We start from the raw sequence: 16,576 nt of genomic DNA on the forward strand, positions 1-16,576 counted from the left end.
TTTTACTCATAGTTTTCTCCAATCCGAAGTATTTCTCTAGTTGTGTTTCTCCATTATACAAAAATGTACCCTATAGGGAGACTTTTTTTAAGTGTCTACTCTATAGGGTACATTTTAGTATAGATGGGGCTTTAATTTAAGAAGCTTTTACTTTTTCGTTCTTTTTATCTCTTTCAATCTTTCCACTTCCTACCGATAATGCAACGATTATTCCAAGACCAATGAAGATAAGACCTGTTAAGAAGACGGTGGAAAAGGATTGTGTCCACACTGATTGAATTGTGTTAACAACTATATTACTTACATCTTCTGGCAAGTCAGGTGTCATAGGTGCAAGCATAGTTTTAAGTAAATCATCTGTTTTTCCAACTAAACTATCGAGAATACCAGAAGCAACCTTATTAGTTTCAGTTGAAGCTGCAGCAGCTAACTTTGTTTCGATTGATTTATTCATCACCGCATTTAAAACGGTGATCCCGATTGTTCCGCCAATTGAACGGAAAAAGGTTGAGGCTGAAGTAACAGCACCTAATCGAGATTTAGGAAATTCATTTTGGACAGCAATCATGAGTGTTGGCATGACAAGCCCCATTCCAAACCCCATGACAATCATATAACCATATGCTATTGATTGATTCGATTCTACTCCCATCGTACTCATTAGATAAAAGCCAGTCATCGTAATCGCCATGCCAGCAGTTAATACTGTACGGTAGCGAAGGCGAAGCAGTAATCTTCCTCCGATAATACTTGCAACGATAAGGGAGATCATCATTGGTGTCATTGTAGATCCAGCTTCTGTTGGGCTCACACCAAAAATATATTGCATAAACATTGGAACGAACATAATTGCTCCGAACATTCCTAAACCTAATAAGAAACCTAAACCACTTGTTGTTGCAAAGACACGGTTTTTAAATAACTGTAAATCTAATATTGGCTCCTTCGCCTTTCTTTCAATAAATATGAAAATAATGAGTAATATTAATGAACCACTAAATATGATATAACTAGTACTTGAAGCCCAATCAAATTTATCTCCACCAAATGTTAAACCTAGTAGTAGCAGTACAACAGATGGAATTAATGTGAAAATCCCTAAAAAGTCGATATTTACTTTTTCTTTCCTTGAAAAATCCTCTTGCTTTAAGCCGATAAAAATGAGTACAGCTGATAGTATTCCAAATGGGACATTAATGAGAAAAATCCAGTGCCAGCTAATTGTATCCACGATAAATCCACCAATGAATGGCCCAATGACTGAGCTTAAGCCGAAGATAGCCCCAAAAACACCTTGCCATTTAGCACGTTGTTCGGCTGTGAAAATATCACCAACGATTGTTTGTGATAACGGCATAATCATACCGCCGCCAATTCCTTGTATTCCTCGATAAATAATAAGTTGCTCCATAGATGAAGCAGTGGCACAGAGTGCAGAACCTATCATGAAGATAATAACTCCTAACAAATATAAGCCTCTTCTTCCGTATAAGTCGGCTAGCTTACCTACAATTGGAATGACTGTTGTCGAAGTGATTAAATAAGCTGTTGTCACCCATGCAAATATTGAAAAACCATTTAGTTCATGGATAATGGTTGGCATGGCTGTTCCAACAACAGTTTGCTCGAGTGCACTAAAAAACATCCCAATGATTAAGCCAGTTAAGACTAACTTTGTATTAATACCTTGTTGTGTGCCCAATTTTCTCCCCGCCTTTTTGTTTAATATATACAATGTGTTTAATTCATCATTAGTATGCCAAAATTAAAGTATTAATGGTAATGATGGTTAGAATGATATTATATAATAAAAGTTAAACACAAACGACCATTCGGTCGTTTGTGCAGATTTAATGAATAATGAGGATGCTTTTTTATTCTTAATGTATCGAAAATTAGAAACCAATTTATAAATGGGCAGTTATGTTATACTTTTCTTACATAAAATGTATTCATTTAAATATAACGACCATTCGGTCATAGTATATGATAATCATCTTCATAAGTCAAATATAAAGCTGTTAATACAACCTTGTTGAAATTGTATAACTATTAGGATAAGATGTAAGAAAACGACCATTCGGTCATATTAATATGAATTATTTTAAGCTTTTTTGCGTAAGGTTCTTTTCGTAATCTTTGTCGCTATTCCAAGAAAATTTGAGCTACTAAATGTTGGTTTTAGCCATTTTCAATGTTATAGAGAAGGGAAGATGCTACGAACACTATATGAATACGTGTTTAAGTTATAGTGAGAAAAACAGCCTATATGAAGTATCTAAATGAGAACCAATATATTTGCGTTTAATATGAATGATTAAACTTGTTGAACTTCTGTACAAAGCTCCTCGAAATTAACTTGGTGGCTTGAGGAGAAAATATTAATAAATTTCCTTCGTTTACGAACGAAGGCTACGATCTTCCATTTCATGATCAATAATTAGGGAGAGGAATCAAATTGAAGAGTAGAAAGCAAGAAATTGTGAATTCAGCAATGAAGTTATTTGCTAGAAAAGGCTATCATGCTACATCTATGCAAGAAATAGCGGTTCAGAGTGGAATTGCAAAAAGCTCATTATACAATTATTTTAGTTCTAAAGAAGAATTGTTAATGACTATTTTTAAGCATTACTATGACGTTCTGTTTGAAAAAGTTTCGATGGTAGAAAGAAACTCAAATCTAACTCCAAAAGAAATACTCATTGAGCAAATTAGTGTGCAACTCCAAGAAGCAGTGAATTATAAGGATTTTATGCGACTGCAAATGAGAGAACAAATCATTCAAGTCAATGATGAAATTCGTCAATATATCTTTCGTATGAGATCGCAATTTTTAAGTTGGTACAGATTGCGTTTACTTGAAGTATATGGTGATAAAATAGAAAAACATTTATTAGATTGTGTAACGATGCTAAATGGAATTCAAAAAGAATATACATTTAATTTACTTGTTGGCGAAGCAGAATTGGATGTTAAGAGGATGGGCGCTTTCATTGTGCGTAGACTTGATGCCATCGTTGAGAGCATGATGGCTGATGAAGAGCCCTTATTGACAAAATCTATTTTTGACCATGAAATGATAGGGGAACGAACTGCAAAAGAGCATTTAATAGATCAAATTATTCATAGCATTCATAAGATGAGAGAGCATATACAAGAGACGTCACTTGGAGAGACAGAGAAAGAAAGGTATGATTCGACACTCCTTGCACTTGAAGAGGAAATGAACAAGCAAGAGCTTAAAGTGGTGTTAATTGAAAGCCTCCTATTTTTCTTAAAAAACCAGCATGATTCGCTAATCAATAGTGAAGTGAAAAAAATTGAAAAACTCCTTGAGATTTATTTGTAAAGGCTCATTTCGTAAATTTTGTTGGTATTTTTTATTAAAAATGGTTAGTTGTAGAATTAAAATAAAGTCACGTTGTTTATAAAAAAGATGCGACGGTATTCTTCTTTGGATAAGGCTTTATAAAGACCTAAATTAAACAGAAAGATAAATTAAGGAGGCTGGGACATAACTTAAGTGTTTAACTAAAATTCCGAACAAAGTAATAACTTAGCGGATGAAATATACGTAGACTCCTGCGGGATGAAAAGCAACGGCTAGACCCCGCAGAGCGTAGCACGAGGAGGCTTGCCAGTTTCCCGTGGAAAGCGGAGTATATTTCAGGAGCGGCGTAACTAGAACTACAACCATTGTTCGGCTTTTATTTAGTTAAAATATTTTTGTCCCAGCCTCTTTCTTATTCCCAAATTGGGCCATATTGTGTAATAACAAGTTTGTTAATTAATCATTTTTTTAGTTATAAATAGTAGGAAAATTCCTATATTTAGCAGACTTAATTAGTTGAAAAAACAATATAAAAAATAGACAAATCCCTTTTCCGATAAAGGAGGCGTGATTTTAAAATTCTATACGACACGATAGACAATATGTTAAGTAGCACCTTCTATATATGTATGAAAAAGAAAGGACTATAATTAACTAATATCGAATGTATAGTATAAATAACAGAGAAGGTGGGATGTTGGTGTCTAGGATTATACAAGTAGGAGTTATTGGGACTGGTTTCGGTGCGAAAATTCATACGCCTATAATAAATTTTCACCCTAATTATAAAGTTTCTGCAATTTCAAGTGTTTCTAGAGGGAATGTTCAAGAAATTAGAGAGAAAACCGGTATAAATAATGTTTATACAAATTGGGAGAATATGATAAAGGATGAAAACTTGGATCTTATTGTAGTAGCATCTGCACCAGATCAACATTCACAGATGGTTTGTGAACTACTAAAAAATCATAGCGTATTATGTGAAAAACCTATGGCAATGAATGAAGAACAAGCGTTAGAAATGATCCAAACTAGGAATCAACTAGGTAGTTATGGAGCTATAAATTTTGAATTTAGATTTAAACCTGTTCGAAAGAAAATTAAGGAGATTATAAATAGTGGACTGTTAGGTAGAATAATGCATGTTAGGTATGCTGGACATATCTTAAATTATCAAGATCACCACTCCGGAAGAAAAAGTTGGAAAGAAGATAAAAAACGTGGGGGAGGATTATTAATAGCTATTGGGTCTCATATGATAGATTCATTACATTGGTGGCTAAATGATCCAATTCAATCTGTTTTAAGTCAAACGCCCATTCATGTTGAAAAATTAAATGATAGAGAAGGAAATGAGTATATTAGAACTGCAGATGACTCTTTCCAAGTCCTTGGGCAATTAAATAGTGGAACTACTGTGACAATGGAGTTCATTTCAAGAGGTAGACATATATTAAATGAATGGGAATTAGAGATTTACGGGACAAATGGAACACTTTTTATGAAAGATGATAAGGAACTATTTCTTGGTATAAAGAATGGTCCTCTAGAAAAAGTTCAAATACATATAACAGAAGCACCTTCTGACTTACCTAAAGATTGTCAATTCTTTTATGATGGGATAACTGAAACATTGAATCAAATGCTGAATTGGTTTAATAATAAAAAGACTGAAAATTTAGCAACTTTCGAAGATGGATATTATGTACAAAAAGTACTTGGTAAAATCCAGAAGTCAGCAGATACAGGGAAGAAAGAATATATAAAATTATAAAGCATGAGAATTTTCATCAATATATTCGCACATTTTTCTAAGTAACATAAGGGAGAAATGGCAACATAAAGCTGAGAATAATATGTAACCTCCCTATTCCGTTCATGAAAGGAGGGTGACTAGGGAGGTTGGCGGAAGGATCTTATAAAATATGGTATGCCAATTATTTGAATGAGCTGTATGTGTGTGCTAGGTAAATTACATCAATTTTATATACATTTTTGAATGTAAATTGCATCTGGAATAGTTCTTTATTCAACAAAATGGCGCGATGATTTAACATCGCGTTTTTTGTAGAAAAGTCAATGTGTATTTTAGAAATTTTTGGAAAAATAGGTATCAAAATATAAGCAATATTGTGGAACGAATTTGGAGAGGGCTCTTTTTTAATTATGCAATTAAATTGTCAAAACTATGTTATTTAGGGAATATTTTGAATACACACATCTAAAAGGAATCCCTTGTAAATAGACAAACAGATTTTTACATTCAAGTCATACTATAAAACATGTCCATAAAGTGGTAAGCTAATGATTCAGTGTCACGATTTAAAATACATCCCTGATATAAGATTAATCTTAGAGATGGACACATGAAAAATTTCAGGAGGTCTATACATGAATATAGATAATAACGATATTTTAATTCGATTACGATACGCGCTGGATATCAAGAATATAGAGATGGTGGAGATATTCAAGCTTGGTGGAATAAATCTCTCAAAAGAAGAAGTGCTGAAGGTGCTCACAAAAACAGAGGATAGCGACGTTTTTGATGACAATGAAGATCAAATACCATGTGATGATGAGATGTTTGAGTCTTTTTTAAACGGCTTTATCACGTTTAAAAGGGGAAAGCAAGATCCAAAGCCGGGACAGCCAGAACGACCAGCATTAACGTATGAACATGCGAATAATCTTCTTCTAAAGAAAGTGAAAATCGCTCTCTCTTTGACAAGTGAGGATATGATCGAGATATTGGAAGACGCTGGAGTGATCATAACAAAAGGGGAATTAGGTGCACTATTACGTAAAGAAGGCCATAAGAATTACAAAGTGTGCGGTGATCGGTACGCGCGGAATTTCTTAAAAGGACTAACGATAAGATACAGGGGATAAGACTTTAACCATACTTCTTGCTAAGCTTATATTACGAAGGTTAATCAACCAGGATAACCTGATTCTTTTATAAGTATTGCCATTATTTTTCTAAAAACACTGGAACATTCAGGACAATGACTGGATCCATACTTTATCACTTTTCCTTTTTTATTAAATAAAATATCATTCTGGATGACCTTATAATACGATATGGCGCATTTTTGTAATGAAACGTAGACTCTACTTAAATTTTTAATTTTTGTACATAAATTAGGGACTTTAGACTTTAAACAAAATCCCCTAATTCTTCAATCATATTAGTTTCATGATAGAAGGTTAATTAATTGAATTAGCTATATCAACCAATATTTCAGGAGTCACCTTGTCAGAAACCCTTTTATCTATACTAAGCATATATTGCCAATGATCTTTATCAAAAACTAATACATTAAATCCACTTATATTCATATGTGTGGCCTGAATGTCATTTTTTAACTTATAACAATCTAAAACATACTTATCTCTAATATGGATTTTATGCTCAACAGGTCGTACATTAATTTTGTAATGATTTTCAGGGGATTTATCACTAACAAATTCCACATCGAATGAGTCGTTTATTTCACCTTCCAAATCACTAAATCTTCCAAAATAGTGTGTGAATTCAATAGGGGGAACTCTAAGTGGTATTTTCAAGTCTTGATTAAAATGCTTTTCAACTTCATTTACAGCTTCTTCAACAGTTGTATATCCTATTTCTAAATATAATTGTTCAAGAGGTTGGGGCTTATCATTCGAATTTGCAAATACGGTACTTACAGTAAAAATTTGGAAAGAAGCAAATGATATTAAAATGTGCAAAACTCTATTCATTGAAACCACCCTAAATATTGTTAGAGGTATCTTTCCCAATGATTAGCTATATATCCCATTTAATGCGTGAGAAATAAGTTTTTTCTAAGTTATTCCACAATATGGCGCTGTTCAGTAATAATACTGAGAGCGTCTTTCTTTATGTATGGCTCTTCTCGTAAAGATTGTTTCTTTAGAAAACACAAAGAATAATTTACTTGGTATTATGAATGTAAGGACTTATTTTAATGAGACTGAGTATAGCTTAGACATAGATACAATCAACCGAGGAGATAAAAATGAAGAAGAACAAAAAGATTATGCTGTATATTTTAAGTGCTGGTTGTTGGAGATTCAGTTTATTATGTATTCCGGAGGAATAGAAATCGAAGAGACACCTGAAGAAGGAGCAAAAAGAGAAGCCATAGAAGAGTTGGGTGTAACAGTTAATATAAGTGAATGCTTTGCAATAGTTCAATATAATGGTACACAATACTTTCCCTTGCTGAGATAACAGAAGGGAACTTTGATACAGGGAAAGGTGTAGAATATACAGATAAGAATAGAAATTCAGGAACTTATCTTCCTATGTGGATTGAAATAAATCAGTTATCATCAGTTGTTGTTAAACCAAAAGAAGTTGCTAATAAAATTCAATCGGTATTCAACTAAATGGAGCTGTTAAGAATATTGAAAGCATCTTTCTTTATGTGTTGGGCAATATTATCGCATTACTTTGTTAATAGCCTTTTAATTGAATTCGGGGATTCTAATTCTAAGGTTGTTTGAAGAAGACTAGTTTAAAGATCTCTTTTTAATAGTATGAGAATCTATAATACTGTATTTTTTTCTTTTTAGGAGTATATTCCGAAGAGGTTTCCTAATTATTGAATATTAAACAATTGACATGTTGAGTAAGGACATTACAATTTTGTTGCTAATATGACGAAGATTATCTCGATTAGAGAAAATACAGTGCCTTGAAATTGTTGTAGAAGGTAATACAACGATTATAATTCCATAAATGTATTTAGATTTAAAAAAGAGTTAGCGTACTGTATCAACCAAAATATAGTGTCTAAAAGCTATTTAGCAGCAGGTTTCCCTTCGTCATAACCACAATTTAGACGTATTTTAATGATGTTGTAACACGCTCTCTCTATAGTTATAGTAAAATTTTAGTAGAGTATTTTAGGAGGGATTTATTGTGGAAAAAAAGATCTTAAATTATGAAGATTTGTTTGAAATGTTAGATGATTCATTAAGAGAACCAAAGACATTTTGGGAAAACTTTTATAAAGATAGAACAAAAGAAATTCCATTTTTTAAGGTGAAAGGGCCTGATGAAAACTTAGTTGAATATTTTAGTAAAGGCCTTTCTCCAAAAAAGGTTTTAGAATTAGGTTCTGGACCCGGGAGGAATGCTATTTTTATGGCTAAGCAAGGATGTAGTGTTAGTGCATTAGATTTATCTGAAAAAGCGATTGAATGGGCAAAAGAAAGGGCTAATAAAGAAGAAGTAAACCTTGTATTTCATTGTGTTTCTCTGTTTGATTTTGAATTTGAACCGAATTCATATGATTTTATTTACGATTGTGGGATGTTCCATCATTTAGCTCCTCATCGCCGTTTAACATATATAGAGATTTTAAAAAAAGCACTCAAAAAAGGTGGACATTTTGGAATTGTTTGCTTCAATACTGAAGGTGCTTTAGATACTCCAGATTGGGAAGTTTACAAAGAAGGAAGCTTAAATGGTGGCATAGGCTACACAGAAAAGCGATTAAAAGAAATATTTGAAAAGGATTTTATAATAAAAGAGTTTAGACAGATGAAAAAAGTTGTTCAGCCAGATGATTTATTTGGAGAAGATTTTCTTTGGTCAAGCTTAATGCAAATAAAAATGTAGTTTTCTCTAATTAACTAACGGTTCCTGGTAAAACAGAAGTACTTCACGAAGGTGATATTAAAAATGACTGTAGGATGAGAGATGAAAGGTGAATTGAGCTTCTATGGACAAACACTGATCTCGAATCATAAATTTAGAGTTTTAGTATTTTTTATATGATAGATAAGTCTTCTAACCACAATAGAAATTGAGTAGTGAAGCTGCTGGAGACTCTTCGCTTTGTTCCCTCATTGATGTCAAGGAAAAAATGTGGTTGACAATAATTACATAATTATGTAATGATAAAAATAATTAAAGTGGAAAGGAACGGTACTTAAGCTAATGTGGAATTAATCCTATTTTATTAGACATTATTTAAATAGTTTATTTTTAATAAATGTTGTCTAGATAGGATTAGTCTATGCATTTTTAGGTACTATTTTTATATGCGTTATAATTGGAGCATTAATATGGTTGAAATTATAGCAGGAATGATGTGTTCAAAAAATGATGAAGAATAATTGGAGTAAATGTGCCAATTTCTAATCTTTTTGAAAAACTGAGCCGTTTTTACTGAGCTTTTTTTTAACATCATTACATACCTAAATATTACAGCTAATCCTCTCTAGAATTGTAGGGAGGATTTTTTATGCTATTGTTAGATGCGAATAAAATTGAAAAGTCATATGGAGACCGTACGATATTAAATATTCAACAATTACAAGTGTTTAATGGTGAAAAAATAGGGGTTGTCGGTAAGAATGGGGAAGGGAAAACTACGTTATTGAAAATTTTAATGGAACAACTTGAGCCAGATAGTGGAATTGTCAACGTATATTGTCCGATTGCTTATATACCGCAGCTTGAAGCTCCAGAAGTTAACGATATTTCTCAAAAAATGAATGGCCATTGGAGGATTCCTAAAGAAAGGAAGCAATTCTTAAGTGGGGGAGAAGAAACGAGAAAGAAAATAGCATCAGCTTTGTCTGTAAATGCCAAATTAATCGTTGCTGACGAACCAACAAGTCATTTAGATGTAGAAGGAATAGAACAATTTGAAAGAGAGTTAAAAGCATTTGCTGGAAGTGTCATTATTATTTCTCATGATCAACAACTTCTTAATCAAGTTTGTACCACGATCTGGGAATTGGATAAAGGAAAGGTTCATTGCTATGATGGCAACTATGAAGCTTATCTTGAGCAAAAGAAACATTTGAAAGATAGACAGCAGTTTGAGTACGAGCAATATGTGAAGGAGAAACAACGTCTAGAACAAGCTGCAGTGGAAAGAAGCCAAAAATCAAAATCATTGAAAAAAGCACCAAGCCGCATGGGTAATTCTGAAGCGAGATTGCATAAAAGAAGTGTTGGTCAAAAGAAAGCGAAATTAGATAAAGGTGTCCATGCAATTAGGTCGAGAATTGATCAACTTGAGAAAAAGGAAAAACCAAAGCAAGAAGAAGATATCACCTTTGACATTAGTCAGTTTAAGCAAATTCATAGCAAAAGGGCAATTACATTTAACGAAGTAAGTGTAAAAATGGGAAATCGTTTGTTATTTAGTGACTTAAACGGTGCAATTAAACCAGGAGCAAGAGTTGCTATAACTGGAAGAAACGGTGTAGGCAAAACAACATTATTAAATATGATAGCAACAAGGCATGACGATATTTCTATTGCTAAACCTGCCTCCATAGGATATTTCCACCAAAAATTAGAAAGTCTAGATGAAAATAAAACGATCTTAGAAAATGTAAAAGAATCCAGTCATTATTCAGAGCAATTTATTAGAACCGTGTTATCGAGGCTACGATTTAAACGTGAAAATGTCCATAAAAAAGTTTCTATGTTAAGTGGAGGAGAACGGGTAAAAACTGAATTAGTAAAAGTCTTTTTAGGAGATTATAATGTTCTGCTATTAGATGAACCGACCAATTACCTTGATCTTCAAACAAAAGAAGCGTTACAAATGGTGTTAAAATCTTATCCAGGAACAATATTGTTTGTAACTCATGATCGTTATTTCGTCAAAGAATTGGCGACACATATTTTACAAATTGAGCATGACAAAGGTGTTTTGAAAGATATTGAATTATTAGAGTCAAATGATTCTGTTGAACACCAACAAGAAGAAACGAATTTGTTAGCTGTTGAAATGGAGTTAACAGAGGTGGTAAGTAGATTATCACTAATCGCAAATGAAGATGAAAAACAAATGCTTGAAGCTAGGTTTTCGAATTTACTAGCACAAAAGAAGCGGTTAGTGAATAAGAAATCTCAAAAATAGTCTTGACTGTTACCTTGGGGGGGAGTTGAAACTAGAATAGAGGTGATCGTATGTTCATAAATGAAGCTTGTAAACAGTGTGGATTAACAAAGAAACAAAAGTGATTATAAACGTTGCTGTTGTTACTAAATTATTACCATAAAAAGTCGTTTTATATGTTAGTCTTCGTTGTACAGATGAACAGATGCCTCGAACGTTAGTTATTATCGTATTTAGCCCTAATTACGAAAAAAAACAATTAATGTGAAAACAGTCTTAGTAAGATGGACATTTGGAAACTTAGTTGTAGAGTTCCATCATTAAAATACTAATCAGCTTGTTATGCTTGTGCCACATTTCTTAATACGAATACTAACAACTAAAATTATATAAAAATACCAAAATATGAAACTATTCTATGAATTTTCCGTATATATATTAAGTTGAATAAAATGCTATCAGATTAAGGATAAAACTTCTTCGTTAATGGGGCTTGAAAGGGATAGACCTTAATTAATCACATGGAATATTGTAGAGACGGGGGCATACATGGAATTACAAGATCACTTTGTTAAAACAGTTCATTTATATTTTAAAGAAGAAGGAGCAGCTTGGTTACAAAGGCTACCTGAATTAATCCGTGATTGCGAGCAAAAGTGGCATTTGAATATAAAAGAACCTTTTACCCTTTCGATAAATTACGTTGCCTCTGCGATTATGAATGATGAGAGGGAAGTAGTAGTGAAAATTTGCATTCCGGGAGAAGGTTTTCTTGATGAGATTGAAGCGTTAACGTTATTCGGTGGCAAAGGCATGGTTCAACTAATCGATTTCGACAAAGACAAAGGAATAATGATACTGGAAAAAGTCTCACCTGGACACACTTTAGCAGAAATTGAAGATGATGCTAAAGCTTGTCGACTAGCTGCTAACGTAATCAAAAAACTATCTATACGTGCTCCAAAGGAAACTAGAATCCCATCAACACTTGGTAGAGAAGAAAAGCTTCGGAACCTGATAAAAGAACACCCAAAAGGATTTGGCCCTATTTCGCAACATACACTAGAAGTAGCTTTGAAAGTTTTTACATATTTAAATCGAACGATAGAACAACACTTTCTCCTTCATGGAGATTTTCATCATTACAATGTTCTATCATTTACAGATGAAATATGGACAGCAATTGATCCTAAAGGGTTAGTGGGTGAAATCGAATATGATTTAATTCAATTTCTGCTAAATAAATTACCTGACCAAAACGCTTACGACGTAGTAGCAAAAAGAGTTGATATTCTTACGAAGGAATTGAAGCTTAATAAAGAACGCTTACTGCTCTGGGGCTACTGTCATACCGTGTTAGCTACTTCATGGACAGTTGATGATGATGGAACTTATTTTGATAAATTTTATCAAGCAATTGACATATTTCACAAGCTGTATGAAGCTAATTATGGAATGAAAATTGAAGCATTAAAATATGTAAACTAAAACAAATAATGAGTTATTTCATAAGCTAAAACTTAGTTATAGTTTATTACTATAAAGGACGGGTAACATGAAAGGTTATTGGGATGAACGTTTTAGTAAAGGAAAGATATGGGGGGAACAGCCAAGTAATACAGTAGAGATGGCTACTAAACTTTTCTTGAACAATGGTGCAAAAACTGTTTTAGTACCAGGCGCAGGCTATGGAAGAAACTCGAAAGCACTTGCGACTACTTTTAAAGTTGATGCAATAGAACTTTCACAGCAAGCTATAGCTACTGCTAAAGACCAGGATAAGTTGACAACGTATATTGAAGGCTCAGTATTCGATCTGCCTATTCCTCATAAAAAATATGATGGGATTTATTGTTATAATCTATTGCACTTGTTTTTGTTATCTGAAAGAGTGACATTTATTCAGAAGTGCATTGATCAGTTAGCTGAAGATGGAATGATTTTTTTAACCTGCTTTTCGAACGAAGATACTTCTTACGGTCAAGGTGTTGAGGTAGAAAAGGACACATTTGAATATAAGCCAGGAAAAGTCGCTCATTTTTTTAGTGAGGAAGACTTATTAAACCATTTCAAACATGCTGAAGTCATTCAAACAGGTTCAATAGATGAAAAGCTAGTGTATATAGATCAAACTGAAAGAACTTACAAGCTAAGATACATCGTTGCTAAAAAATAGATGAAATTGAAATGTAACCTCCCTGTACATAAAGAAAAGTCAACATAGGGAGGTTATTTTCATAAATTTTTGTTATTCAGATAACCTTCCCTCTAAATCTTGCTCTCGTGTACGACCATTGTAAAATAGTGCTTCATCTATTAATTTGTTTTCTTTCGCTGTAACCTGTTCAGCACGAAGGCGGTACACAACTGTTTTACTATTTTTAGAAGAGCGATATGAAGATACGTGATGCTTTGATAGTTTATCACTAAAATAGCCTGGGACATATTTATCAAGCATGACTTGCATAGCATCGGTTGCTTCCACAATGTCATGTACGATTTCGAGTTTACCGAAGATCATAACGCTGTAATATCCAGTGCTTGTATGTGCTGGTACAGTATTTGTAATTGTACCCTGATCTTCTGCAATTGTGAAGCAGGCTTGTGGGTTTTCTTCAATGATACGTTGTTTTCTCCCTTCTTCAGCTCCGTGGAAATATATACAATCATTCATCCATACATAATTAAGTGGAACGACATACGGTAAATGACCATCTGCTAAACCTAAATACCCCGCTTTGATACGGTGACAAAATTCATTAACTTTTTGTCGATTAACCCTTTCTTTTTCTTCTCTTCTCATTGTATACAATTGATGCCCCTCCTTTTATTTAGTAAAGTAATTGTATTAACAATCTGACTATTCGAAAAGGTACAGTTTTTACATTTCACTAGGGGATAGATTGGAGGAACACATGCTTGAAGTCACGTTAAGCTTAGATAAGGAAAGTGAAACGCCATTATATATGCAAGTGTATCAATACTTTATAAAAGAGATAGAAACGGGTAAAATCCCACCAGAAGCAAAACTTCCATCGATTCGTAGCCTTGCCGACCACTTAAGTGTCGGTAGAAATACGATAGAGTATGCGTATCAACAATTGATTACAGAAGGATACGTAAGAAGTGAGCCACGGAAAAGACTAATTGTTAACCAACTGGACAAAGATCTTCTATCTCAAATACATACTATACCTACTAAAAAAGATACCGCAGATGTTCAACAGGAAAAGCCTTTTACGTACGATTTTCGATATGGAAATGTTGACCTTGAACATATTCCTTATAAGCTGTGGAAAAGACACATGAATGAAGTGTTGGCAACTAATGATGATCAGCTCATATTTTATGGTGATAAAAAAGGTGATATACAGTTACGACAGCAGCTTGTTCATTATTTGTATCAAGCAAGAGGAATTTCTTGTACGACTGACGAGATTATTATCGGAGCTGGCATGTATCAAATGTTAAGTGTCATAAGTCAAATACTTATGAAGACAAATGATACGGTTGCCGTAGAAAACCCTTGTTATGATGGTGCACAGCGGGTTTTTGCAAATCATGGCTTTAATTTAGAAGCTATTTCACTCGAAGAGGATGGTTTAAATATAGATCAATTGGCAAAGGGAAGCGCTAAAACTGTATATGTCACACCGTCACATCAATTCCCAATGGGGATGGTTCTACCTATTCAAAAACGTCTTCGCCTCATACAATGGGCGATCCAAAATAATGGCTTTATTATTGAGGATGATTATGACAGTGAATTTCGTTTTCAGGGAAATCCGATTCCTGCATTAAAAGCACTGGATCGAGATGAACGTGTCATTTATATTGGCACATTTTCTAAATCTTTTATGCCAGCCATCAGAGTGAATTATATGGTCTTACCAACAAGGTTATTACATACATATCATTCTCATTTTGTAACGTATAGCCAACCAGCTGCTGCACTTATTCAAAAAACATTAGCACATTTTTTAGCAAAGGGTCATTTTGAACGTCATATCCGGAAAATGCGTAAAGTGTATGCTCAAAAGCATCATGTATTAATTGAAGCAATCAATAACTATATGGGTAATAAAGTGATGGTACAAGGTACACATGCAGGAGTTCATGTAATTATTAGCATTCCATATCGTAATGAAACTGAACTACATGAAAAAGCAGTTTCTGCTGGAGTTAATATATATTCAGCTGAAAAATATTGGGTGGGTGAGTCAACAACAGATACCGCTCATTTTATCCTTGGCTTTGGAGGGATGTCATCAGAAAAAATTGATGAAGGGATAAAACACTTAAGTAAAGTTTGGTTTGGAGATTAAATGCATTTATTTAGATATTAAAAACCTTGCTATTTTAAAATGGTTGATAGTCAAGGCTTTGGAGTATTAATCATTGTTATTAGTACACATGTAATATAAATAACATAAAGGCTCAAAAATGGGGGATATCAATTTTATTAAATATAATCGGTTTCTTTAAATTTGTTACTACTTTACTGGTATTTTTCATCTTTACTATCAAATTAATAATCTTCTTTGTTAAAAAGAAACAATTTCCTACAAAATTATTACTTGCAACTTTGTCAGGGACTATCTTGTTTCTTGGATTATTTTTTTATAGGAACTATTTCTTTACATTTGATAACCTCAAGGGTGAGTCTTACTTTATTCCAGTGACTTCTCCAACAATGAAATACACTGCAAATGCCTACTATATGGCATACGGTGGCACAGCTGGTGGTGTGAAAATATAGGTAGATGTTACATATCATGATGAGAATGATAAAATACAAACAGTTTATTATAGTGAGGCAAAAAGTGGTTTTTCTGTGAGCTGGAATGACGAGGATATTCTATTTATAAAAAATGAAAACTCAAAAGTTCCAAATTCAAGCAGGTGTATCATGTTGTAAATTGGTAAAGAGATCTATCATGAATATGGTTTAGCTTGTAGAAGTTGGTTAATGAAGGATGAGTATGAGACTTGCTATCAATATGAATAGTTATCGGGATAGCGGGTGTTCACTAGATAGTATCCAATATATAAAGGATTAAACAATATGCGAATGAATAGTTCTAATATGAATGGATCTTGTCGCTAACTTTGTTGCTATTGTTACTAATTAGATTACCAGGTAGTAATTTTATTCTGTTGTCTTCATTTTAATGGAAAAAAATGTGGCTTGTCGGGAAAACAACAATAATATGAAGACAGACTATGTAAAAGAACCTGTTTTGATCAACCTTAGATCAAAACAGGTGTGGTTAACGTCGGTGTTTTTAGGACTCTTCTCATAAACTTTGTTTGAGGTTTATTAAAAACTAGAAGAACCTTAATAGGATTGTATGTTTTAATGTTG

At 33.3% G+C, this 16,576-nt stretch carries 12 protein-coding genes; 9 read left to right on the top strand and 3 right to left on the bottom strand.

Annotation, left to right across the window (positions count from 1 at the left end; genetic code table 11):
* Positions 1-136 precede the first annotated feature (136 nt).
* Positions 137-1,645 (bottom strand): MDR family MFS transporter, encoded by a 1,509-nt coding sequence (locus ACSVDA_RS13200; protein WP_485883894.1) that lies wholly within the window; start codon positions 1,643-1,645, stop codon positions 137-139.
* 813 nt (positions 1,646-2,458) lie between these two features.
* Between ACSVDA_RS13200 and ACSVDA_RS13205 the strand changes: the two genes are divergently transcribed.
* The 3 genes from ACSVDA_RS13205 (at position 2,459) to ACSVDA_RS13215 (ending at position 6,223) form a co-directional block, all read left to right on the top strand.
* Positions 2,459-3,349 (top strand): TetR/AcrR family transcriptional regulator, encoded by an 891-nt coding sequence (locus tag ACSVDA_RS13205; RefSeq protein WP_485883833.1) that lies wholly within the window; start codon positions 2,459-2,461, stop codon positions 3,347-3,349.
* Between the two features lie 682 nt (positions 3,350-4,031).
* The gene (locus ACSVDA_RS13210; protein WP_485883835.1) at positions 4,032-5,105 is read left to right on the top strand and encodes a Gfo/Idh/MocA family protein; all 1,074 of its coding nucleotides are present in this window, start codon (positions 4,032-4,034) and stop codon (positions 5,103-5,105) included.
* A gap of 617 nt (positions 5,106-5,722) precedes the next feature.
* Entirely contained in the window at positions 5,723-6,223 is a 501-nt protein-coding gene (locus ACSVDA_RS13215; protein ID WP_485883836.1) for a YehS family protein, read from the top strand.
* Between the two features lie 318 nt (positions 6,224-6,541).
* Here ACSVDA_RS13215 and ACSVDA_RS13220 read toward each other — a convergent pair whose 3' ends face one another.
* Positions 6,542-7,078, bottom strand: a complete 537-nt coding sequence (locus tag ACSVDA_RS13220) for a hypothetical protein (protein ID WP_485883838.1) — start codon at positions 7,076-7,078, stop codon at positions 6,542-6,544.
* A gap of 145 nt (positions 7,079-7,223) precedes the next feature.
* Between ACSVDA_RS13220 and ACSVDA_RS13225 the strand changes: the two genes are divergently transcribed.
* From ACSVDA_RS13225 to ACSVDA_RS13245, 5 genes are all read left to right on the top strand, one after another.
* Positions 7,224-7,571: an NUDIX domain-containing protein gene (locus ACSVDA_RS13225; protein WP_485883840.1), complete on the top strand. Its 348-nt coding sequence runs from the start codon at positions 7,224-7,226 to the stop codon at positions 7,569-7,571.
* A gap of 693 nt (positions 7,572-8,264) precedes the next feature.
* Positions 8,265-8,966: a class I SAM-dependent methyltransferase gene (locus ACSVDA_RS13230; RefSeq protein ID WP_485883842.1), complete on the top strand. Its 702-nt coding sequence runs from the start codon at positions 8,265-8,267 to the stop codon at positions 8,964-8,966.
* 628 nt (positions 8,967-9,594) lie between these two features.
* Complete coding sequence (gene abc-f / locus ACSVDA_RS13235) at positions 9,595-11,232, top strand: ribosomal protection-like ABC-F family protein (protein WP_485883843.1); 1,638 nt, start codon at positions 9,595-9,597, stop codon at positions 11,230-11,232.
* 528 nt (positions 11,233-11,760) lie between these two features.
* Positions 11,761-12,699, top strand: a complete 939-nt coding sequence (locus ACSVDA_RS13240; protein ID WP_485883844.1) for an aminoglycoside phosphotransferase family protein — start codon at positions 11,761-11,763, stop codon at positions 12,697-12,699.
* A gap of 67 nt (positions 12,700-12,766) precedes the next feature.
* Positions 12,767-13,387, top strand: a complete 621-nt coding sequence (locus tag ACSVDA_RS13245; protein ID WP_485883845.1) for a class I SAM-dependent methyltransferase — start codon at positions 12,767-12,769, stop codon at positions 13,385-13,387.
* Positions 13,388-13,459: 72 nt separating this feature from the next.
* Here the strand turns inward: ACSVDA_RS13245 and ACSVDA_RS13250 are convergent, their stop codons facing one another.
* Entirely contained in the window at positions 13,460-14,014 is a 555-nt protein-coding gene (locus ACSVDA_RS13250) for a pyridoxamine 5'-phosphate oxidase family protein (RefSeq protein WP_485883896.1), read from the bottom strand.
* A 112-nt stretch (positions 14,015-14,126) separates the two neighbouring features.
* Here ACSVDA_RS13250 and pdxR point away from each other — a divergent pair, with 112 nt between their 5' ends.
* A complete protein-coding gene (gene pdxR / locus ACSVDA_RS13255; RefSeq protein ID WP_485883847.1) occupies positions 14,127-15,536 on the top strand; it encodes a MocR-like pyridoxine biosynthesis transcription factor PdxR in 1,410 nt (469 codons plus the stop codon).
* The last annotated feature ends 1,040 nt before the right edge of the window (positions 15,537-16,576 follow it).

The sequence above is a fragment of the Cytobacillus sp. Hm23 genome (genome assembly GCF_051842895.1).
GTDB lineage: Bacteria > Bacillota > Bacilli > Bacillales > SM2101 > Nanhaiella.